This window comes from Oenococcus sicerae (assembly GCF_004102045.2).
GTDB classification, from domain to species: Bacteria; Bacillota; Bacilli; order Lactobacillales; family Lactobacillaceae; genus Oenococcus; species Oenococcus sicerae.
Map to the genome: position 1 here is coordinate 1,304,741 of NZ_CP029684.2, position 18,581 is coordinate 1,323,321.

Consider the following 18,581-nt stretch of genomic DNA (forward strand, 5'->3'; position numbering starts at 1 on the left):
ATTGGTCAGGATTTAGACCAGATTTACTACAAGAGTTGATTAAATAATCAGCTCTTTTTTTATGGAGATTTTATGAACAAACTAGAAAATGAAAATTCAGATCTGCGCTTTGAAAACCTGCGCCTGAAAACAAAACTACATAGCCGTTTCTGGACTGGCTTGTTCATTGGCTGGTTGCTTTCATTTATCTTCGGGTGGCTTATTTCATGAAGTGGACACCAGAATTATTAAACCAAGCAAAATCCTTACGTTCGTCTGGCCTAGCATATCCAGCCATTGCTAAAAAAATCGGTAAGCAGATTAATACATATATTTCTGCGAGCTCTGTTAATCATGCTTTAAATGACTTCGAGCGTGGCAAGTACAAGTTTGATAAGTCGCCAGACGGAAAAGAAGACTTTCAGTCAAAAGCAGATTATGACGAAAACGGCAATATCGATAATCTTAATTTCAGTTTGAAGTTCGCTGATTTTCAACACCGTTCCAAGAAAACGCCGAAAGATATTTTAAAGTTTGGTGGCTATAAACCGTCTGAATGGACGCTGTCAAATGTGACTAATAACGATTGGTCAGTGACTAATTCCGATGGCCTGACGATGTGGAATCACCAGATTAAGTTTTCAGCTAAGCCAAAAACGTCTGCAGACTTATCGACCGATGACTTAATCAAACTATTCAATGAAAAAATTGATCCGATCAAGTTAATCAAAAGTCCCATTTCGTCGGATAGAAATTTAGTCATTGTTTGTTCAGACTTCCATTTTGGCTGGACACACTATGAAGACGTGATTAAGCAGCAGCAAGAATTATTGGAACTAATTCATCGTGGCTGGAAACAGATATGGATTGTTCAACTCAATGACTTAATCCATTCAGACGATTTTGAAACATCAAAAACAACTGCTGGTACATTGATTGATCACGTTGACTATCGGCAGTCTATTTTTGATGCTGAAAAGTTTATGTTTCCGATTTTGGAAGCTGGTTACCAGCGTTCTAAAGAATTTCATTATCGGGCTTTTCTAGGTAACCACGATGAAGATTCATCAATCGGTTTTAATGAAATGCTTCGTTTTAAATATCCTGATATGGATATACCCGATCACGTTGATTTTAGGAATGCGTTTCTTGTGGGTAAGTCAGTAGGAATATTTGCCATGCACGGAAATTATGCTAAGCCGAAAACATCTGAATTGTTCGCACAAGAATACCCCTTAATCTGGGCTAAATCAACGTTTAGAATGGCTTTGTTAGGTCATCGGCACACAATTGAGCAGGCTGACCAAATAGGTGTGCTAGTCAACCAGGTAAGCACGTTTAAGCCTAAAGACCAGTACGAATACAAAAATGGTTTTGTTGGCAACACACGAAAAATGGAAGTGATTGAATTTAGTGATACGGACTTAAAGGATATTCATTACATCTAACAACACAATGTATATACAACGTATATACGCATGGAAGGAAAACCATTTAATCAAACCAGACGAAAGCTGTCATGTCGGTAAACGCAGCATACATAGTTGGTACTGTGCTTAATTGCTGTCAGTTAAACGTAGGTTACACGAACGCCAATACGAGAGCACACTCGTTTCAAAACTGGTGCACGTAAATGCTTAATCAGAGTGCAGTCTGCACAGCCAATAGTTCGGCAGTCAATGATGGCTAGTATGCATGCCGTGGTAGTTCAGTTGGGAGAGCACGAGTTTGAAGCACTCGGTGTCGTATGTTCAATTCATACCCTTGGCGTTATGACCAAAGCTACTATGTCTATAAACTATGAGCTTAATATCCAGGCCAAAACTGATGTCTTAACTTTTCTCTTAGCTTGATGGCTTCGGGCAGCGTATGACGAAAGCCACTGTGTTGGTGCCGTTGATACATGATCGCAACACGATAGACTTGCTTGCCATATCGATAAGCAACTGAGATGTTTTTTTCGCCAGTATGATTATTTTTTGGTAGTCGGTCACTCAGCTGGGATAAGTGGCGCTTTTCTGATGGCTGTATGTTTTTTAGATGGGTATGTCCACAGCTTTGAATCTCACCGGAGTTAAGCATGGCTGTGCTGACATGGGTATATCGACCGCAATCGCATAGACATAGCCACATGACTGCATTGGATTTTCCACGGGCACCGTCATCTTTAATCACGGTCAAGTGATGGTAGACACGACCAACTAAGTTTTGATGTCGGTTAGGCATGATGAATTTCATCGTAATATTTCGCCAACTTAGTGGCATTTTTAACTGTCAAATCTTCAATTTTTGTTTTGCCATGTCGCAGATCGCTTAAGCTTCCTTGGCTAAAGCCAGTATCTTTGTGAATTTTATACTGGCTTATATGTGACTTAAGAAGTTCTGCAATTTTGTCTGTATCGATAATCACAAGGAATCCTTCATACTGTAACCTTCAATCAGCCCGGCCGACTTAAGACCTTTTAAGATATGCTCGACTGTATCACTTGCAGGCAAGTTCCAGATATCGACCAGTTTGTCATAGTCAGCTTGGCTCATAACAGCGTCACTAAATAAATCAGAGAGCCTATCAACATCTTTTCCGTTTTTTCCGGTTAGATCCATGCTAAGCGTAGTTCCTGTGATACCTTCGATTGTTTCAGCAACTTCAACTTCAACTTCAACTTCTTTAGCTTCAGGCTTAACTTCTTCAACTTTAATTTCTTTTAAAGAATTTTCGGCAATTTCTTTGATAGTGTCGGCTTCAGTAGAATCGTCGGCAACCATTTTCCCGGTATTTAAGTCGAAATAAACTTTTTCGCTAAGAAGCTTATATGCTTCTGCATGGCTGATCTTTTCGCCTTGTAACTCAGAAAAGTTGATGTTTCCGCTTTTGTAGTACCCAAGATCAAGGGCACCATTCTTATCTATATTAAAGTATAAACGGTCTTTATCGCCTTTCGTCCAGCGAACCCATCCTTGTGCTTCTGCTTTTGTAAAATCAATTTCTGTCATTTCCTTATCTCCTTATCAACAAAGAATAGTATACATCCTTTAAAGGATGTATACAACCTTATAAGGTTACAATTAGATTACAAAAATACATAAATGAAAAATCAATTATCACAATTTAAGATAGGTGGCGTGCCATGATTTACGCAGATAGATACGGCAAAGATCACGGTGATGTAAAAGGCTTATTAGTCTTATATGACACAGCAAATAATTGTTATGTGCAATCAGCTTTTAAATGCCACATCAAACGCACACCATCAATCAACCAAGCTAAGCACTTTCTTCACTTAGCTGAGGTTGATTTTTTTATGGAGCTGCACAACATGGCAACGTGGAAGTATGAATTGCGTGCGGATAATTAATGCTTGCTTAGTTCATTCAGTCGATCAGTGACAAGAATCTGAATCTTTTTAAGATCTTCAACTGTTGCATGCTTTTTAATATATGTATTGGCACTGTACTTTAATTTTTTGGCATAGCGTTCTTCTGGTGTCATTTTTGCACGATACCTTTCTACAGCTTTTCTAACACTCTCAGGTGTTTTATTAATTGATTCTGTCATGTTTCCTCCTTAATTTAATTATAAGGGGTTGTTTATTACAATTGTATGACAAATTCATATAAGGGGTTGTATATATATAAACACTCCCTTATACTTATTCTTGTAAGGTTGATACAGCGATCAGCCACAAGGAGATAAGAAAATGACAAAAGATAAAATGGCATTCTACGTAAGAGAAACTGATAAATATGAAATCTATGAAGCGTATGACGGCAAGCTTGAGCCATTCATGGAAATGGACTTATCAAAGTACGGTGAGACTGAAAGGGAAATCGTCAAAGACTTCTTAAAATTAGAAGGGGTTGGGCTATTCGTAGATGTCAACAATTATCAAGATATTCTGATCGTCTTATCAAGGCTAGCTAATCGAAAAGCTGCCAAAGAGGCTAGGACAGAAAGAGCTAGAAGAGAATTAAGAGTCTAAGGGCTCTTTTTTTATTTGAAAGGGGGTGAGCGATAGATGTGACAAAGCAAGAAGAAGCTAAACAAGATTATTTAGCTGGCATGAAGTATAAAGACATTGCTGAAAAGTACGCGGTATCGCTCTCCACTGTTAGATCATGGAAGGCGCGCAACGGATGGCCTAAAAGTGTTGCAACGCAACGCAAAGTTGTTGCAAAAAGCGTTGCACAGAAAATAGATGAAAGCCCTGGATTAACTGAAAAGCAACGGCTTTTTTGTTTGTACTATTTGCAACGCTATAACGCTACATGGGCATATCGAAAAGCTTATGAAGTCGATTATGATACGGCACACACAAACGGATCTAGAATGCTTGCGAATGCTAACGTTAAATCTCTTTTAACCGAACTCAAACAGCAGCAGTCAGCCGACTTATATTTGACGGCTAATGACATTCTAAAAGAGTTCGCTAAACAAGCTACGGCTAATCTCGGCGATTACCTAGACTTTGGTAAATACGATGTTTTAGCCGAAGATGAAGCAGGTAACGTCAAGTTAGATACTGATGATAATCCGGTTAAATACCGTAATTCATGGGTGCAGTTAAAGGATAAAAACGGCCTTGACACCAGTTTGATCAAGTCGGTACACATTGGCAAAGATGGCGTTGTAGTCGAGCTGTATGACAAGCAAAAAGCCATGAAAGAGCTGCTTGACCGCCTACCTGAACCAGAAGTCAAAGATGATAGCGATGATGGTTTTATAACAGCAATCGATAAAAAGATGGGCGATATTTGGAAAGATGGTGATGAAGATGAAACTTGATTTTCGTTTGCATCGCACTAAATTTCACTTCGATCCTTTTTCTATTAAGCAGTTAAAAGTGTTGACCTGGTGGCGTTATGCTGGCACCAAAGATAAAGAAGCGATCATCGCAGATGGTTCTGTGCGTGCTGGCAAGACGGTCATCATGTCTTTATCTTATGTGCTGTGGTCGATGCATACTTTTAGCAACCAGCAGTTTGGTATTGCCGGTAAGACGATTGGATCACTCAGGCGAAACGTTGTAAGACCACTCAAATCCATGCTTGAAAGCCGTGGTTACACCGTACACGACTCACGTACAGAAAATTTATTAGTGATCACAAAAGGCAGCAAGACAAACTACTACTTTCTCTTTGGCGGCAAAGATGAATCGAGTCAGGACTTGGTACAAGGTATAACTTTGGCTGGGTTCTTTTTTGATGAAGTGGCTTTGATGCCTGAATCGTTTGTCAACCAGGCAACTGCTAGATGTTCTGTTGATGGTTCTAAGTTATGGTTTAATTGCAACCCGGCTGGTCCATACCACTGGTTTAAAGTCGAGTACCTTGATCAGCTAGATAAGCACAAGGCTATTCGTATTCACTTTACGATGTCGGATAATCCATCACTGTCACAAGCAATCAGAGAACGCTTTGAGCGGATGTATTCAGGCGTCTTTTATCAGCGTTATATCTTGGGTTTGTGGGTCATGTCCGAAGGTATTATTTACGATAACTTCGATGAGAACACCATGGTAGTTGATCCACCTGATGACGCAGTTTATGAAAAATACTATGTGTCTTGCGACTACGGGACTTTAAACCCTACAGTTTTCTTGCTGTGGGGTCTTTTTAACGGCGTCTGGTACTGTTTGGACGAGTATTACTATTCAGGCCGTACCACCCAGCATCAGCGTACAGATGAGCAGTATGCAAATGATTTAGACAAATTCTTAGGCAGTATCAAGGCAACAATTATTGTCGATCCGAGTGCTGCCTCTTTTATTACACTGCTCAAAAAGCGTGGCCGGACAGTTATCAAAGCTAAAAATGACGTGTTGGACGGTATACGTGCGACACAAACAGCTATGAATACCGGACAGATACTTTTTACAAGGAAATGCAAGAATCTGTTCAAAGAATTGGCTTCTTACATTTGGGATGATAAAGCTTCCGAACGTGGTGAGGATAAACCGGTTAAACAACACGATCATGCATGTGATGCCATGAGATATTTTGTCTACATGATTATCTTTAAAAAGCAAATCGTTTCAATTACGAAGCGAATTAATCTATACAACAACTAACGGAAAGGAGATGATTAAATGGGTTTAGCAATTGACGAAAGTTTACTAGCAAATGTCAACGATCCAAGCTTAGATGTGCTGAATTATGCGATTTCAACACACAAAAAAGCGATCCGTCGACTGAAGAAATTATTTGATTATTATGATGGCAAGCAAGCTATCTTAAAGCATACGATGACTAATAATCAGCATTCATCCAACAATCGGACTGTTGTGAACCATGCCAAATACATTACGGACATGGCCACGGGTTTTACAGTTGGCAATCCGATTGCCTACGCGTCTAAAAAAGGCTTGATTCAGCCGATTATTGATGCTTTAAAGGCGATTGATATTCAGTCGCATGATACGGAATTAGAGAAGGATCTATCCGTTTTTGGCGCTGGTGATGAGCTGATTTATTTGAAGAATATCGGCACAGATCAAGCACCGGATACCCAGATCAGAATTGAGAAGATCGACCCGCGTGCCATTGTCATGGTGACCGATGATACAGTTGAGCACAATCCTTTGTTTGCCATTTACGTGCAGAAGAAAAGGAACTTGCAAGGCTATGAAAATGGCTGTCTGATAACTGTTTATACACGTCAGAACGTGATTCAGTATCGAACCTCAATGGGGGATGAACTTGATAACAATGCCGATAAAACAGTCGAGAAACACTATTTTGGGGATGTACCGGTTGTTGAATATCGCAATAATGAAGAGCGACAAGGGGATTTTGAACAGGTTATTCCCTCAATCGATGACTACAATACCCTGCAGTCAGACCGCATTACCGATAAGCAGGATTTTATTGATGCCTTGCTGGTCGTTTACGGTTTTACGCTTGATTCAGATAAGGACACGGGTTCAAGTATTAAAAACGGCATGATCAATGGCGCACCTGGCAAAGGTGAAGATGGTGCTTCTGTGGAATGGCTGACAAAGAATTTTGATGAAACACAAATCGAAATTCTTTCTAAATCCGTTGAAAATGATATCCATAAGATTTCCTACATTCCGAATATGAACGATGAGAACTTTATGGGCAACGTCAGCGGAGAAGCCATGAAATACAAGTTGTTTGCGATGGGCAACTTGCTCTCGATCAAATCCAGCTACATGGCTAAAGGTCTGAGAAAACGATTGTCTTTAATGCAGCATGTATTGACAATCAAAGGGCAAAAGGTTGATATTTCCGATTGCCAGATCACTTTTACGCCGAACATTCCGGTTAATTTAACCGACATTGTGGCCAACATTAAAAACGCTGATGGTGTGATTCCACGCACGATTACTTATAGCTGGCTGCCGAGTGCTGATAGTCCTCAAGAAGTCATCGATCAGATGAAGCAGCAGACGGTTGATAACATTAAAACCAACCAAGCAGCCTTAACGGATGACACTGGTGCAAATATTGATCAACCGCCTTATAACACGGATAAATCATCGAATAGCGAGGACAAAGCCAATGATCCAAATCAAAATACTAAAAAATAAGCAACAAATTCGCTTAATTGCCACTGGTCATGCGGGTTTTGCTGATTATGGTCAAGATATTGTTTGCAGTGCTGTCTCAGTTTTATTGGACCACACGGCTCGTGGCTTGACCAAAGCAAATGTGATTGACGATGGCAGTCAATATGACTTAACAGCTGATATTCAAAACGTTGGCGATCAGCGTTTTATTGATAGCTTAATCGAGACATTGACTTTAATTGCCGGCAGCTATCCGAAGAACTTGACTGTGATGTTAGAACGAGTGCAGCGTGTCCGATAAAGACAAACTGACCTATTGGCAATTGAGGGCAGTCAGAAATGAACAGAAAAGTCACGATCAGGCCAATCGCAAAGTTGATACGATCACACGAGCTTATGTCCGTTCGCAGAATTATCTGACTGATCAGGTTAATGGCATTTATCAGCGCTATTTTGGCAATGGCCAGTACACAGCCGATCAAATCGCCGATATCTTAAATACAACAATCAGCCCGAGTGAATTGGTGACGTTAAACGCTTTGACAAAAAACATGACCGATGCTCAATCAAAAAAGCAGGTCAAAGATTATTTGTCTGCAATGGCTGCAAAGGGTCGGATCACACAACTTGAAGAGTTGAAAGCCAAGGCTTATATATCGGTCAAACAGGCAGCCAGTGTTGAAATCGGCCAATCGACTGACTTATACACGAAAGTTATTCAAGACGCATGGAATCAGGCCAATGCCGAAGGAATTATCGGGGATGTCACTCAAGATGTTCACTTGTATGAAAAAGGTTATGTACCCGAATTAAACAAGGCCGATAAGACGATTAAGATTGTCAATCCAGAGACTGGCAAGACGATCACGACAGTCAAAGCCCTGCCTGATAAAGCGATCACATCTTTTAAGCAATTGTCTGGCGATTATGTAAAGCAGGCTTTGGACCAGCACTATTTAGGCAAGAACTATTCACAGCGTATTTGGCATAACACAGATCAATTGGCCACTCGTTTGGACGAATTATTTACGGCACAGGCGATGTCCGGCATGACTGAACATGATATGTCATTGGCAATTGAAAAAGAGTTTAATACGGGCATATTTAATGCCAAGCGCTTGATTAGAACTGAGGCGAATTACTTTCACAATCAGACTAAGCTAGATGGGTGGAAAGCACACAACGTTAAGGAATATCAGTTAGTGGCTGTTTTGGATAACCGAACCTCGACTATATGTCGAAACATTGACGGTCGTGTGTTTAAAGTTAGTGAGGCAAAAGTAGGTGTCAATTTGGCGCCCATGCATCCAAATTGTCGAACGACAGCCATTGCTTACTATGCTGGCAGTCCATACACTGGCACACGCACAGCAAATAATCCGAATACCGGTGAAACTTTCCAACTGCAGCAAGGCAAAACTTACCAGGACTGGGAAGAAATTATCAATAATCATAAATGATGACACGGCCTGTCATATGCCGTCATAAACTGGGCAAATAAATAGCGTGCGTGGGTTTAACTACTCCAACTAATAATCAAGCATCGTATGCGGGTCAGCCTGTATGAGGTGCTTTTTTTGTGGAGTGAATTAGATGTATGCGAGCTAGGAGGAAATTTTATGAAACATGTTTTGTTAAATTTGCAAAGATTTGCCGAAGAGGATCCAGATGCTGGGGGTGGCGACCCAGCTGGTAAACCAGTACCAGTTGTTACGCCACCGGTTCATGAAGAAGATAAGCCGTTTAAGTCATTTAAGACCGAAGATGATTTAACTCATTTCTTGGATTCTGCTTATGACAAGCGCTTTGCCAAGTCAATTGACGGCTTAAAAGCCAAGTGGCAGTCAGAACAGAATGATCAAAAGTCTTATGACAAGATGACCGACGCTGAAAAGGCTGCTTATAACCTCAAGCAAAGTCAAGCGAAGCTAGATGAACGTGAAAAGGAAGTCACGATCAAGGAAAATCGTGCCAATATCACGAACAAGTTAGCTGAAGATGGTTTACCTGTTAGCTTGGCCAAAGCATTCTCACCGGCATTTGCTGATACAGATAATCTGGACGCTACTTACAAGACGGTAACTGAAGGCTTTCGTGAAGCGTTAAAAGTCGGTGTTGACAAGGCTTTAGCTGGTTCATCCAATGTTCCTAGCGGATCAGGCAGTGGCGCACAAAAGTCAGTCGGTCAGATCTTAGCTGAAAAAGCAAACAAAAAAGCAGTCGTCAAAGATTCTATTTGGACGATTAAATAAAAGGAGAAGTTTATGTATATTTCACAAGATGTGGATGCTAACCAAGTTAATTTCTTGGCTTCCGAACACTTTATTTCGTTTACCGACAAAGTAGACGCAACAAGTTATGCTGTGCAAACTGACGAACTCGGTCACAAAGTGATCCCAGCCGGCACAGTATTTCCAACTAACGATGCAAGCGCTCAAGGTATCACTTTGAACGAAGTTGATGTGTCCAATGGCACTCAACTTGTGCCAATCGTAAGAGAAGGCTGGGTATTTGGTTTGAGATTGCCAGTGTTACCAACGACAGCAGCTGTCACAGCTTTGACAACGATCCACTTTAAAGATGCAGCCGATGTAGCAGCAGCACAACCACAAGGATAATAGGAGGATTCATGAAGAATATTAATTTACAAAGGTTTGCAGATATTGCAGACCTATTTTCACAAAAAGAGGTCTTGGATTACACGTCTAATAGAACTTACAAGCCCTACTTAGGCGATAGCTTGTTCCCATCACGTCGAGTTGAATCACTTGAACTTGATGAATTGCTCAGAGACACACCGATTCCAACGATTGCTTCGTTTTCAGCGTTTGACGCAGAAGCCGAGATTGGCAGTCGTTCAGCAAGCAAGCTCTCACTAGAGCTGGCTTATATCAAGCGTAAGTTGCGAATTGGTGAGAAAGAATTGATCGCTCTGGCTAATCCTCGTGATCAAGCCGAACAAAATTCCTTAACGCAACATGTTTATAACGACATTGAGAAACTGGTTCAAAGCATCCTGTCTCGTGTTGAAAAGATGTCTATGGACGTTTTAGCCACTGGGAAAGTAATCGATGAAGACCATGTTTACAGTGCTGACTATCATGTTCCAGCTGCACACCAAGCTGATATGACTAAATCAGGTACAAACAATATCACTTGGGATAGTGACAACACTAGCTTGGATATTTTGGGCGCTTTGGAAGCGTGGTCTGATCTTTTGGATATTCCAGCAACTCGTGCCTTGACTTCAACTAAGATTTATCGTCTGATCACGACTAACGCTAAGGTTCTGCAAGCTGTTTATGGGACAACGACTCGTGCACTTAGCTCAAATGATTTTGATGCCTTTATGCAGATGCACAATTTGCCTATTATCCGTACTTATGACAACAAGTATGACAAGGAAGGAGCTAACGGTAAAAAAACTGCTACACGCTACTTCCCAGAAAATCGTATTGTCTTGATGAATGATGACCCAATCGGTGAAAAGGTATTTGGCCCAACACCTGACGAAGTCTCTGCCATTGCTGGTACTGACATTAGTGCTAGTGATGTTGGAAACGTCTTTGCAAAAGTTTATAAGTCAAGCGATGATCCTGTAGGCACATTCTCTTTGGCTGCTGCAACTGCTTTGCCAAGCTTTGCTGCACGTGACGAGGTCTTCCAAGCACAGGTAATCGCTTAATCAGGAGGTAGTCATGGACAATTCAGCACAAATTCAATCACTAGTCAGCCGTTTAGGCATCACTGCCGATCAAGCGACTGACTATTTCATAGATGGCTTAGCTCAGGTTCTTGACTACACTAACCGAGATAAGCCAATTGGCAATATGGCTGTCTATGCTAAAAAATTAGCCATTATTGCTTATAACCGGAATGGCACAGAAGGAAGTACCGCACGTATCGAAGGTGGTGTCACGGAAGATTTTGAAGCAGGAATCCCACTTGAAATCAGGCATAGCTTAGCTAAATACCGGATAGCCAACACAGGGGAACTTTATGAGACTTCGTGAAAATGGTCAGCAGATTGTTTACTTACGTGAACCAATCATAGGCCAAGATGATGAAGGCCATAATTTGCCACCTGGCTGGGGTACTCCGGTTGCTATTAAAATGACTGTTCAAGCAGCAGGCGGTGCTGTCAATGCACAAATCTGGGGTAAGCAGCTTAAGTACATTAAGGCTGGTAAGTATCAAGGGAACCTGATTACGGAAGGCGTCAATGAAAACTGGGGCGTTTGTCTGAATGTTTCAAAAGATAGCGATCCAGATTATTTAATCAACGCCATTCAGACATTTAGCACACACAAAAACATCACGCTAGAAAAACGTGATCAAGGTGGTACTAATGGCTGATATTGAGATTAAAGGATTGGATAGACTGCGTGCTAAGCTGCAACGATTGCCCGGCATTTTGCATGATTCAATCAAAAATGCCAATTATGACATTGTAGAAAAAGCCGAAGGCTATGCCGTGCGTGAATTGCAATCAAGTGTGAAACATGGCACTGGCGAATTGGCCCGCAGCTTGAAATATGAAGTCGTCGATAAAGATGGCAATGTTGTAGGTCGTTTATGGTCTGACAGCCCCATTAGCGCTTACCGAGAACTCGGAACTGGAATTCATGGGCAGGAATCTTATAAGGACTTGCCACTTGGACAAAGCATTGCTTACCGCCAGACACCTTGGTTTATACCGGTCGATGAAGTGGAGGGCGATTTAACAGCCCTTTATGGCATGCCGAAAATGAAATTTGGTGATAAAGAGTATTACCGGACAAATGGTCAGCCGGCTCGGCAGTTTATGGTACCTGCCATTCACAAAGTGAAAGATGAATCGGAAACGATCATTAAAAATCGTGTTCAGCAAGATTTGCACGAAAAGTTAGGAGGCAGTTCATGACAATTATCAACATGGCGGCTATCACTTATCAAACATTGATGTCTGTACCTGATATTAAAGCCGTTACGACTAATTATCCCGATACGTTTGCTGTATATCCAACGGCTGTCTATCAAACTTCGCATACATCAGCTTTTGTAGATAGCGATATGCAGGAAATTCAGACAGATTGGACGATCACGATTGATTTATTTACAAACTATGGCAGTTTAACTGCTCTAACTAATAAGCTCATCTCACTATTTGGTGCGATGGGCTTTTTAAATACAACCGGTACACAAGATTTGAACGGTGCCAACCGAACAGTGATTCGTTTCACTGGCACAGTTGATAACAGTCAATTTCGTGTTTACCAAAAAGGATGATTTATGAGAAAAATTAATTTACAGCGTTTTGCGACAGTCGATGCCAGTGCTGGTTTGGCTGCTACTGGTACGATACTAGGCTGGTCAGTTGATGGCACAACATTCACTGATGTGGCCGGTATTCAAACAACACCCGACATCGGTGCTGCACCTGATTCGATTGATGTGACCTCGCTTGCGGACACTAAACGCAAAAGCGTATCTGGACTGGCTGCAGCGGCAACCTTAGCCTTTAACGTGATTTATAAAGGCGTTAACTTTAGTGCTTTGATTCCAAAAGATGGGGATGGTGTTCAGTACAAATGGCAGATTACCTATCCTGATGGCATGAAAGCTACCTTTACGGGATCATTTACGCTGACTGTTCAAAATGCAGCCGTCAATGGCGCCATTACCTTCACGATCTCGATCGTTGTTTCAGATGGTCCAGACTTTACACCTGCGCCAACAGGTGCTTAATTAAAAAATTGAAGCGAAGGCGGCTTATACACGCCCTGACAGGTTGAGAAGCCTGTTTTTTATACAAAAAATTAGGAGAAATACATGGTTAAAAAAGCAACAAATACAATCGATTTCGGCGGCTTGACACTTGAACTCAAATTAACAGGCCGAGACATTTTAAATATTGAAAAGCGTTTGGGAAAATCCATGATGAGTCTGTTTATGTCGGGTGATGGCTCAATGAAATTGCCGCCACTTAACGAAATGCTGATTGTCTTACAAGGCGCTAACCAGACACACGGTATTTCTGACGAAGCGATCTTTAAAGCTTTCGATAAATATTATGCAGAAGGCCATTCGCCAATGGACCTATTCTCCGTTTTAACTGATCTTTTTCAGGAATCAGGTTTTTTCGGAGGCAAGAAGGCGGATTTACAGACAGTTTCGGAATCTCAGCCGACCCTAGAAGCAGTTCCGACACAACCGGACAGCCTACTGTAAAAGAGCAATATGACACGGTTTCCGAACTTTTAAGGGCTATTTATCCGATTGCTGTTCAATCCGGTATCGATGCCGAACAGTTTTGGGAAATGAATTTTGAAGAGATCATGGTGCAGGCGTTAGCTAATAACAAAAACAGGCTGCAGGATATGAAATCAAGGGCTTTGATGGATCATAAGCAGGCTGAATTAATGGCTTTTGCTTTAAATGATCCGTCTAAAATGCCGACCGCTGAAGAATCCTATCCATTCTTAAAAGAACAGCCGAAAGCAGCAGAGACAATCCCTGATTGGAAAAAAGACCAACTGCTACTCATGCAGCAAAGCCAGCGTGTCAAGCAGGTTAACAAGTTCAAAAAGTGATTATCAGATAAAAAGATGAAAGGAGGTTGAACATGGAATTAGAAGAACTGGAAGTCTTATTTAAAGTCAATACAGCTCAAATACAGCCGATGCTGGATAAATTGCAGAGTTCTTTTCAGCAGGCTTTAGGCAAAACAGCTGATACAGCCAAGTCCGGCATGGAGAAGACTGAAAATGCCCTGAATATTTCAAAAGGTATTGATAAGGTCTCAACACAGCTTTCTCAAATGAACGAGAAACTGGGCGGATATTTCAGTCGTATGTCAGATACAGCCAGTCAAGGTTCGGACAAAATCGGACAGGCGACCGGCAAGATGTTTACGGGTACCAAAACGCAAGTATCTAAAGACTTAGATGGCGTTGTTCAAACGATCAATGCCAAGATGAGCCAAGCCAAAGCCGCTCAAGCTAAAATGCACGATTTGATGAATCAAAAGAGTTCATTAAGCATGGCACAGCAATCCGGTAGTCAAGGCATTAAAATTGACAGCCAAGTTGCCAGTGCAAACGCTCAAATGATCCGTTATCAAACACAGGCAAAAGCTCTTGCGCAATCAATGCGAAGCGAGTTTAGTGCAGTTCCCGAATCATTAAATCAAATCTCGACAGCAATGGATCGAAACGAAGCTCAAATCAATGGATTAGAGCGGACGTTAAGTTCTTTGAAAACAAGGTATCGGGAAGTCGGGATTGCGATTGACGATATGGGCCATTCGACAGCCTTGGACAAACAGAGTGCCAAATTAGAAAGCAGCTTGGCCACGGTTCAGAATCGAATTGCCAAGCTCGTAAGCTCTAACGACGGCCTAAACAAGTCCTATGCCTATGTTTCAGATCGTGGCGAGGCTTTGAAAGGGGTTGTCGGTCAGTTAAATACCGAGTTGGGCGATTCGTCCAATATGGCCATGAAGTCGTCTTCTTCCATGCGTGAGATGGGTAATTCGATGAACTCGATGAGTTCACGCATGAAAAAGGCCGGTAACGATGGTGATAGTTCGATGCGCAAAATGGCATCAGGAACACAGCGTTCACGTTCGGCCATGACTGAATTAATCAGACAGATCCAATTCTTACCGGCCATGCTGGTTGTTTATGGACTGCTTTATCAAGGCATCATGAATCTTGCTTCAGGCTTTGGTTCGGCTTTGATGACCAATAAACAGTTCTCAAACAGCATGAATCAAATCCAGGTCAACCTTTTAACGGCCTTTTATCCGATATACACAGCTATCTTACCGGCCATCAATGCGATGATGTCAGCTATTTCCAAAGCAACGGGCTGGATTGCTTCTTTTGTCTCGGCTTTGACGGGGATGAACCAAGCAACTGCCAGAAGTGGTGCTAAAGGACTGTATACGCAAGTTCAAGCCATGAACGATACAGGTTCGGCTTCTAAAGCGTCAGCAGCCGCCATCAAAAAAGCCAACGAACAGATTGCTAAGTCCAATAAAGAGGGTGCAGCACAAGTCAAGGAAGCCAATAAGCAGATCACGGCTTCCAACAAAGAAGCTCAAGACGCCTTTGAAAAGACTAAAAAAGCCAATCAGGAATTAGCTGAATCCTTGATGGGCTTTGATGAGATCAATGTGCTTGATTCAAGCTATGGCAATGACTCATTAAACGCACCAACAAAACAAGCCTTGCAGACGTTTACGCCTCAAGACAAGGAAACAGCTGATAGTTCTGATTCTAGTGCCAGCACGCCAAGTCTGAACTTTGATACACCGGTTCAACAATCGAATGGTGCGATCAAGGCCGTTGAGGCTTTGAAAAAAGCTTTTGCTTCGATTGATTTTGCACCACTGCACAAGTCAATTGATGGCTTGATGACTACTTTAAAGCCACTGAATAAAGACATTTGGGACGGGCTTAAATGGGGCTATGACAATATCTTAATGCCGTTGGCCTGATGGACAATTTCAAAGTTATTGCCCGCATTTCTGGACGTTTTAAGTGCGGCAATTAAAGTATTGACAAGTTTCATAAATGCTTCTAAGCCGGCTTTTACTTGGCTATGGGATACATTCTTGAAGCCGTTGGCTAAATGGACTGGTGGTGTCATTATTGGTGCTTTAGGTCTACTAGAAAAAGCTTTACTTGGTATATCTGATTGGATCAATAAACATCAAAAAGTAGTTGAAGCGTTCATGAAGATTTTCTTGACTTATTACACTTTCAAAATTGGTGTTGAAGCATTGCTTAAAGCCGGATTGGTTATTTATGATTTTATCAAGGCTTCAAAATTGGCCGCTGCCGCTCAGTGGCTATGGAATGCGGCAATGAGTGCTAACCCGATTGTTTTAGTCATTATTGCCATTACGGCCTTAGTAGCTGCTTTGGTTTGGTTCTTTACACAAACGAAAACAGGACAAAAAATCTGGTCTGACTTCATGAAATGGCTGAAGAATGCTTGGACAGATATTCAGAAATTCTTTATTGATTTATGGAATACAATTGCTAAATTCTTTATCGATACCTGGACAGATATGAAGACGGGCGGCTCCAAAGCATGGAACTGGATTTCAGATACGTTTAAGAATGTGTTCAACGGAATCGGTTCATTCTTCAAGAACATTTGGAATGGATTATCTAAATTCTGGGGGAATATCTGGAACGGTATCAAATCTACTGGATCAAGCGCTTGGAATTGGGTTTCTAAGAGTATCGGAAACGTTTTGAATGGTATTGATTCTGGTTGGCGCAAGATGTGGAAAGGTATGGCCAGCTTCTTTGGCAGTATCTGGGACGGTATTAAAAGTACCGTTAAGAGTGCCATGAATGGTGTAATTGGTTTTATCAATAGCGGTATTAAAGGGATTGATTCGGTCATTCATGCTTTTGGCGGTTCTAAAACAGCCATTGGATTAATTCCTAAATTTGCCAAAGGAACGCCCGGAGCTCCAAAAGGCTTGGCAATGGTTAATGATGGTGGCGGGCAAGAGGCCATTATCGACAATCAACAAAACGTTCACGTCTTGGATGGAAAAAATCAGCTGGTTAATTTCGAAGGCGGGGAGACGGTTATTCCTTATCAAGCGTCAAAGTCCTTGTTAGGTAAGGGAATTAACCATTTTGCTAGTGGAACTTTTGGCTGGCTTTCCGGATTTGGTAACTGGATAAAAGACAAATGGGAATCAATCACGAAATTTATTGCCAATCCGGTTAAAGCCTTACAGAGTATCGCAGGCGATACGATAAAGAGTCTGTCTGGTGGCAAAGGTGACTTAATTAGTAACATTGCGCCAGCACTTGGGAACGGATTAATTCAAGGTATCTCAGCGCCATTCAAATCCTTGCTAAGTTCTTTTAAGAAAAAGAACGATGAAGATAATAGTACACCTGCAGGTCACGGTGTTGCCCGTTGGCGTGACGATGTTGAAAAAGCCTTGCGTAAAAACGGGTTATCTACAAGTGCTTCGATGATTAATAAAGTTTTGCGCCAGATTCAAACGGAATCCGGTGGCAACGAAAAAGCCGTGCAAGGTGGCTATACCGATGTCAACACGCTATCAGGTGATTTAGCTAAAGGGTTGATGCAGACCATCTCTACTACCTTTAATCACTATAAATTCCCTGGTCACGGAAATATCTTCAATGGCTATGACAATTTGTTGGCAGCTCTTGCTTATGCTAAAAACCGTTATGGTTCTTCATTGAGCTATCTAGGTCAAGGCCATGGCTATGAAAATGGTGGTCTTATCGATCAAGACGGCCTGTATCGTGTCGGGGAAGGTGATAAGCCAGAAATTGTGTTGCCACTTACGAATAAACCTCGGGCACTTGAGCTCATTCAACAGGCTTTGTCCTTTATGGGTGAAACATTCAGTGCTGGCCTGCAAATACCAACTGCCTTATCACAATCAACTAGTTTTGGAGATGTGGCAAATACACAAGCTGGTCAATCTAGCAATGTGCGTGGTGGTGGTATCAATGAGTTAGGTTCTACGATTGTTAATGCACTTGTCCAGGGGCTGCAGATGTCTAGTAATGGTTTGAGTAACAATCAACCAACCGATCTGCATTTAACCATTCAGATAGGGAATGAAACAATTGGCAATGCAGCTATCGCTGGTATCAATACGATTAATCAAAGAAACGGAAGAAACATGCTGAAACTATAAGGAGATGATAGCGATTGACACTATATTATTTGGCAATTGGCGGGACACAGGTTAAATCGCCACAGACTTTAACGTGGGTCATACAAGATATCGATGCTAAAGCAAGCAGGGATTCTAATGGCACCATGCATCGTGACCGGATTGCTTCCAAAATTAAGCTGACCGTTAAGTGGGGTCCACTCACTGTTACGGAATGCAAAGCGATCTTAACTGCCATTTCCGGGCAGTTTTTTTCTTGCACTTATTTAGATGCACAGGCCGGCGGAATGGTTACCAAACAATTTTATGTAGGTGATCGGACAGCTCCTGTATACACGTTTAACGAACAACTGTCTCAATATGTGTGGACTGATTTGGAAGCCGACTTTATTGAGCAGTAG

Annotated in this window: 26 protein-coding genes and 1 tRNA gene; 23 read left to right on the top strand and 4 right to left on the bottom strand. The window is 41.7% G+C overall.

Annotated elements, in window-relative coordinates:
* The first annotated feature begins 72 nt into the window (after nucleotides 1-72).
* The 3 genes from DLJ48_RS06715 to DLJ48_RS06725 all read left to right on the top strand — a co-directional run bounded on the left by DLJ48_RS06715 (nucleotide 73) and on the right by DLJ48_RS06725 (nucleotide 1,749).
* A complete protein-coding gene (locus DLJ48_RS06715; RefSeq protein ID WP_161566119.1) occupies nucleotides 73-210 on the top strand; it encodes a hypothetical protein in 138 nt (45 codons plus the stop codon).
* Nucleotides 207-1,427 (top strand): hypothetical protein, encoded by a 1,221-nt coding sequence (locus DLJ48_RS06720; protein ID WP_128686715.1) that lies wholly within the window; start codon nucleotides 207-209, stop codon nucleotides 1,425-1,427. Before DLJ48_RS06715 ends, DLJ48_RS06720 begins: the two co-directional genes overlap by 4 nt.
* Before the next feature lie 249 nt (nucleotides 1,428-1,676).
* Nucleotides 1,677-1,749 (top strand) — tRNA-Phe (locus DLJ48_RS06725).
* A 36-nt stretch (nucleotides 1,750-1,785) separates the two neighbouring features.
* Here the strand turns inward: DLJ48_RS06725 and DLJ48_RS06730 are convergent.
* The 3 genes from DLJ48_RS06730 to DLJ48_RS06740 are packed head-to-tail and all read right to left on the bottom strand — an operon-like array spanning nucleotide 1,786 to nucleotide 2,973.
* Nucleotides 1,786-2,205, bottom strand: coding sequence for a hypothetical protein (locus DLJ48_RS06730; protein ID WP_128686716.1), 420 nt, complete (start codon nucleotides 2,203-2,205; stop codon nucleotides 1,786-1,788).
* A complete protein-coding gene (locus DLJ48_RS06735) occupies nucleotides 2,198-2,389 on the bottom strand; it encodes an XRE family transcriptional regulator (RefSeq protein ID WP_174813058.1) in 192 nt (63 codons plus the stop codon). The genes DLJ48_RS06730 and DLJ48_RS06735 overlap by 8 nt, the downstream gene beginning before the upstream one ends.
* Nucleotides 2,386-2,973 carry a hypothetical protein gene (locus tag DLJ48_RS06740; protein WP_128686717.1) on the bottom strand — a complete coding sequence of 196 codons (588 nt, stop codon included), beginning with the start codon at nucleotides 2,971-2,973 and terminating at the stop codon, nucleotides 2,386-2,388. The genes DLJ48_RS06735 and DLJ48_RS06740 overlap by 4 nt, the downstream gene beginning before the upstream one ends.
* A gap of 134 nt (nucleotides 2,974-3,107) precedes the next feature.
* On the opposite strand from DLJ48_RS06740, the gene DLJ48_RS06745 reads away from it, so the two are divergent.
* Nucleotides 3,108-3,335, top strand: coding sequence for a hypothetical protein (locus DLJ48_RS06745; protein WP_128686718.1), 228 nt, complete (start codon nucleotides 3,108-3,110; stop codon nucleotides 3,333-3,335).
* Here DLJ48_RS06745 and DLJ48_RS06750 read toward each other — a convergent pair.
* Nucleotides 3,332-3,535, bottom strand: a complete 204-nt coding sequence (locus tag DLJ48_RS06750; RefSeq protein WP_128686719.1) for a hypothetical protein — start codon at nucleotides 3,533-3,535, stop codon at nucleotides 3,332-3,334. The genes DLJ48_RS06745 and DLJ48_RS06750 overlap by 4 nt on opposite strands.
* Before the next feature lie 142 nt (nucleotides 3,536-3,677).
* Between DLJ48_RS06750 and DLJ48_RS06755 the strand changes: the two genes are divergently transcribed.
* From DLJ48_RS06755 to DLJ48_RS06840, 19 genes are all read left to right on the top strand, one after another.
* Nucleotides 3,678-3,959, top strand: coding sequence for a hypothetical protein (locus DLJ48_RS06755; RefSeq protein WP_128686720.1), 282 nt, complete (start codon nucleotides 3,678-3,680; stop codon nucleotides 3,957-3,959).
* A gap of 38 nt (nucleotides 3,960-3,997) precedes the next feature.
* Nucleotides 3,998-4,762, top strand: coding sequence for a terminase small subunit (locus DLJ48_RS06760; RefSeq protein ID WP_128686721.1), 765 nt, complete (start codon nucleotides 3,998-4,000; stop codon nucleotides 4,760-4,762).
* Nucleotides 4,752-6,047 (top strand): PBSX family phage terminase large subunit, encoded by a 1,296-nt coding sequence (locus tag DLJ48_RS06765; RefSeq protein WP_420892153.1) that lies wholly within the window; start codon nucleotides 4,752-4,754, stop codon nucleotides 6,045-6,047. Before DLJ48_RS06760 ends, DLJ48_RS06765 begins: the two co-directional genes overlap by 11 nt.
* An 18-nt stretch (nucleotides 6,048-6,065) precedes the next feature.
* Nucleotides 6,066-7,529, top strand: coding sequence for a phage portal protein (locus DLJ48_RS06770; RefSeq protein ID WP_128686723.1), 1,464 nt, complete (start codon nucleotides 6,066-6,068; stop codon nucleotides 7,527-7,529).
* Nucleotides 7,501-7,809 carry a ribosomal-processing cysteine protease Prp gene (locus DLJ48_RS06775; RefSeq protein ID WP_128686724.1) on the top strand — a complete coding sequence of 103 codons (309 nt, stop codon included), beginning with the start codon at nucleotides 7,501-7,503 and terminating at the stop codon, nucleotides 7,807-7,809. Before DLJ48_RS06770 ends, DLJ48_RS06775 begins: the two co-directional genes overlap by 29 nt.
* Nucleotides 7,799-8,968, top strand: a complete 1,170-nt coding sequence (locus DLJ48_RS06780; RefSeq protein WP_128686725.1) for a minor capsid protein — start codon at nucleotides 7,799-7,801, stop codon at nucleotides 8,966-8,968. Before DLJ48_RS06775 ends, DLJ48_RS06780 begins: the two co-directional genes overlap by 11 nt.
* Nucleotides 8,969-9,127: 159 nt before the next feature.
* Nucleotides 9,128-9,760: a DUF4355 domain-containing protein gene (locus tag DLJ48_RS06785; protein WP_128686726.1), complete on the top strand. Its 633-nt coding sequence runs from the start codon at nucleotides 9,128-9,130 to the stop codon at nucleotides 9,758-9,760.
* A 12-nt stretch (nucleotides 9,761-9,772) separates the two neighbouring features.
* The gene (locus DLJ48_RS06790) at nucleotides 9,773-10,126 is read left to right on the top strand and encodes a hypothetical protein (protein WP_128686727.1); all 354 of its coding nucleotides are present in this window, start codon (nucleotides 9,773-9,775) and stop codon (nucleotides 10,124-10,126) included.
* A gap of 11 nt (nucleotides 10,127-10,137) precedes the next feature.
* Complete coding sequence (locus DLJ48_RS06795; RefSeq protein ID WP_128686728.1) at nucleotides 10,138-11,193, top strand: major capsid protein; 1,056 nt, start codon at nucleotides 10,138-10,140, stop codon at nucleotides 11,191-11,193.
* A gap of 13 nt (nucleotides 11,194-11,206) precedes the next feature.
* Entirely contained in the window at nucleotides 11,207-11,521 is a 315-nt protein-coding gene (locus tag DLJ48_RS06800) for a phage head-tail connector protein (RefSeq protein WP_128686729.1), read from the top strand.
* Nucleotides 11,508-11,864 carry a hypothetical protein gene (locus DLJ48_RS06805; RefSeq protein WP_128686730.1) on the top strand — a complete coding sequence of 119 codons (357 nt, stop codon included), beginning with the start codon at nucleotides 11,508-11,510 and terminating at the stop codon, nucleotides 11,862-11,864. Before DLJ48_RS06800 ends, DLJ48_RS06805 begins: the two co-directional genes overlap by 14 nt.
* Nucleotides 11,857-12,411, top strand: a complete 555-nt coding sequence (locus DLJ48_RS06810) for an HK97 gp10 family phage protein (RefSeq protein WP_128686731.1) — start codon at nucleotides 11,857-11,859, stop codon at nucleotides 12,409-12,411. The genes DLJ48_RS06805 and DLJ48_RS06810 overlap by 8 nt, the downstream gene beginning before the upstream one ends.
* Nucleotides 12,408-12,776 (top strand): hypothetical protein, encoded by a 369-nt coding sequence (locus DLJ48_RS06815; protein WP_128686732.1) that lies wholly within the window; start codon nucleotides 12,408-12,410, stop codon nucleotides 12,774-12,776. Before DLJ48_RS06810 ends, DLJ48_RS06815 begins: the two co-directional genes overlap by 4 nt.
* Before the next feature lie 3 nt (nucleotides 12,777-12,779).
* A complete protein-coding gene (locus tag DLJ48_RS06820) occupies nucleotides 12,780-13,235 on the top strand; it encodes a phage tail tube protein (RefSeq protein ID WP_128686733.1) in 456 nt (151 codons plus the stop codon).
* 84 nt (nucleotides 13,236-13,319) lie between these two features.
* Nucleotides 13,320-13,718 (top strand): DUF6096 family protein, encoded by a 399-nt coding sequence (locus tag DLJ48_RS06825; protein WP_128686734.1) that lies wholly within the window; start codon nucleotides 13,320-13,322, stop codon nucleotides 13,716-13,718.
* An 89-nt stretch (nucleotides 13,719-13,807) separates the two neighbouring features.
* Nucleotides 13,808-14,080, top strand: a complete 273-nt coding sequence (locus DLJ48_RS06830; RefSeq protein WP_128686735.1) for a hypothetical protein — start codon at nucleotides 13,808-13,810, stop codon at nucleotides 14,078-14,080.
* A 32-nt stretch (nucleotides 14,081-14,112) separates the two neighbouring features.
* Nucleotides 14,113-15,990: a hypothetical protein gene (locus DLJ48_RS08590; protein ID WP_243148544.1), complete on the top strand. Its 1,878-nt coding sequence runs from the start codon at nucleotides 14,113-14,115 to the stop codon at nucleotides 15,988-15,990.
* A gap of 60 nt (nucleotides 15,991-16,050) precedes the next feature.
* Complete coding sequence (locus DLJ48_RS08595) at nucleotides 16,051-18,201, top strand: transglycosylase SLT domain-containing protein (protein ID WP_243148546.1); 2,151 nt, start codon at nucleotides 16,051-16,053, stop codon at nucleotides 18,199-18,201.
* A 14-nt stretch (nucleotides 18,202-18,215) separates the two neighbouring features.
* Entirely contained in the window at nucleotides 18,216-18,581 is a 366-nt protein-coding gene (locus DLJ48_RS06840; protein ID WP_128686736.1) for a DUF6711 family protein, read from the top strand.

Bases quoted from the DNA above. Each gene is read 5' to 3' on its own strand.
- DLJ48_RS06715 (WP_161566119.1), top strand. From the start codon at position 73: ATGAACAAACTAGAAAATGAAAATTCAGATCTGCGCTTTGAAAACCTG.
- DLJ48_RS06720 (WP_128686715.1), top strand. From the start codon at position 207: ATGAAGTGGACACCAGAATTATTAAACCAAGCAAAATCCTTACGTTCG.
- DLJ48_RS06730 (WP_128686716.1), bottom strand. From the start codon at position 2,205: ATGCCTAACCGACATCAAAACTTAGTTGGTCGTGTCTACCATCACTTG.
- DLJ48_RS06740 (WP_128686717.1), bottom strand. From the start codon at position 2,973: ATGACAGAAATTGATTTTACAAAAGCAGAAGCACAAGGATGGGTTCGC.
- DLJ48_RS06745 (WP_128686718.1), top strand. From the start codon at position 3,108: ATGATTTACGCAGATAGATACGGCAAAGATCACGGTGATGTAAAAGGC.
- DLJ48_RS06750 (WP_128686719.1), bottom strand. From the start codon at position 3,535: ATGACAGAATCAATTAATAAAACACCTGAGAGTGTTAGAAAAGCTGTA.
- DLJ48_RS06755 (WP_128686720.1), top strand. From the start codon at position 3,678: ATGACAAAAGATAAAATGGCATTCTACGTAAGAGAAACTGATAAATAT.
- DLJ48_RS06765 (WP_420892153.1), top strand. From the start codon at position 4,752: ATGAAACTTGATTTTCGTTTGCATCGCACTAAATTTCACTTCGATCCT.
- DLJ48_RS06770 (WP_128686723.1), top strand. From the start codon at position 6,066: ATGGGTTTAGCAATTGACGAAAGTTTACTAGCAAATGTCAACGATCCA.
- DLJ48_RS06775 (WP_128686724.1), top strand. From the start codon at position 7,501: ATGATCCAAATCAAAATACTAAAAAATAAGCAACAAATTCGCTTAATT.
- DLJ48_RS06785 (WP_128686726.1), top strand. From the start codon at position 9,128: ATGAAACATGTTTTGTTAAATTTGCAAAGATTTGCCGAAGAGGATCCA.
- DLJ48_RS06790 (WP_128686727.1), top strand. From the start codon at position 9,773: ATGTATATTTCACAAGATGTGGATGCTAACCAAGTTAATTTCTTGGCT.
- DLJ48_RS06795 (WP_128686728.1), top strand. From the start codon at position 10,138: ATGAAGAATATTAATTTACAAAGGTTTGCAGATATTGCAGACCTATTT.
- DLJ48_RS06800 (WP_128686729.1), top strand. From the start codon at position 11,207: ATGGACAATTCAGCACAAATTCAATCACTAGTCAGCCGTTTAGGCATC.
- DLJ48_RS06805 (WP_128686730.1), top strand. From the start codon at position 11,508: ATGAGACTTCGTGAAAATGGTCAGCAGATTGTTTACTTACGTGAACCA.
- DLJ48_RS06810 (WP_128686731.1), top strand. From the start codon at position 11,857: ATGGCTGATATTGAGATTAAAGGATTGGATAGACTGCGTGCTAAGCTG.
- DLJ48_RS06815 (WP_128686732.1), top strand. From the start codon at position 12,408: ATGACAATTATCAACATGGCGGCTATCACTTATCAAACATTGATGTCT.
- DLJ48_RS06820 (WP_128686733.1), top strand. From the start codon at position 12,780: ATGAGAAAAATTAATTTACAGCGTTTTGCGACAGTCGATGCCAGTGCT.
- DLJ48_RS06825 (WP_128686734.1), top strand. From the start codon at position 13,320: ATGGTTAAAAAAGCAACAAATACAATCGATTTCGGCGGCTTGACACTT.
- DLJ48_RS06830 (WP_128686735.1), top strand. From the start codon at position 13,808: ATGAATTTTGAAGAGATCATGGTGCAGGCGTTAGCTAATAACAAAAAC.
- DLJ48_RS08590 (WP_243148544.1), top strand. From the start codon at position 14,113: ATGGAATTAGAAGAACTGGAAGTCTTATTTAAAGTCAATACAGCTCAA.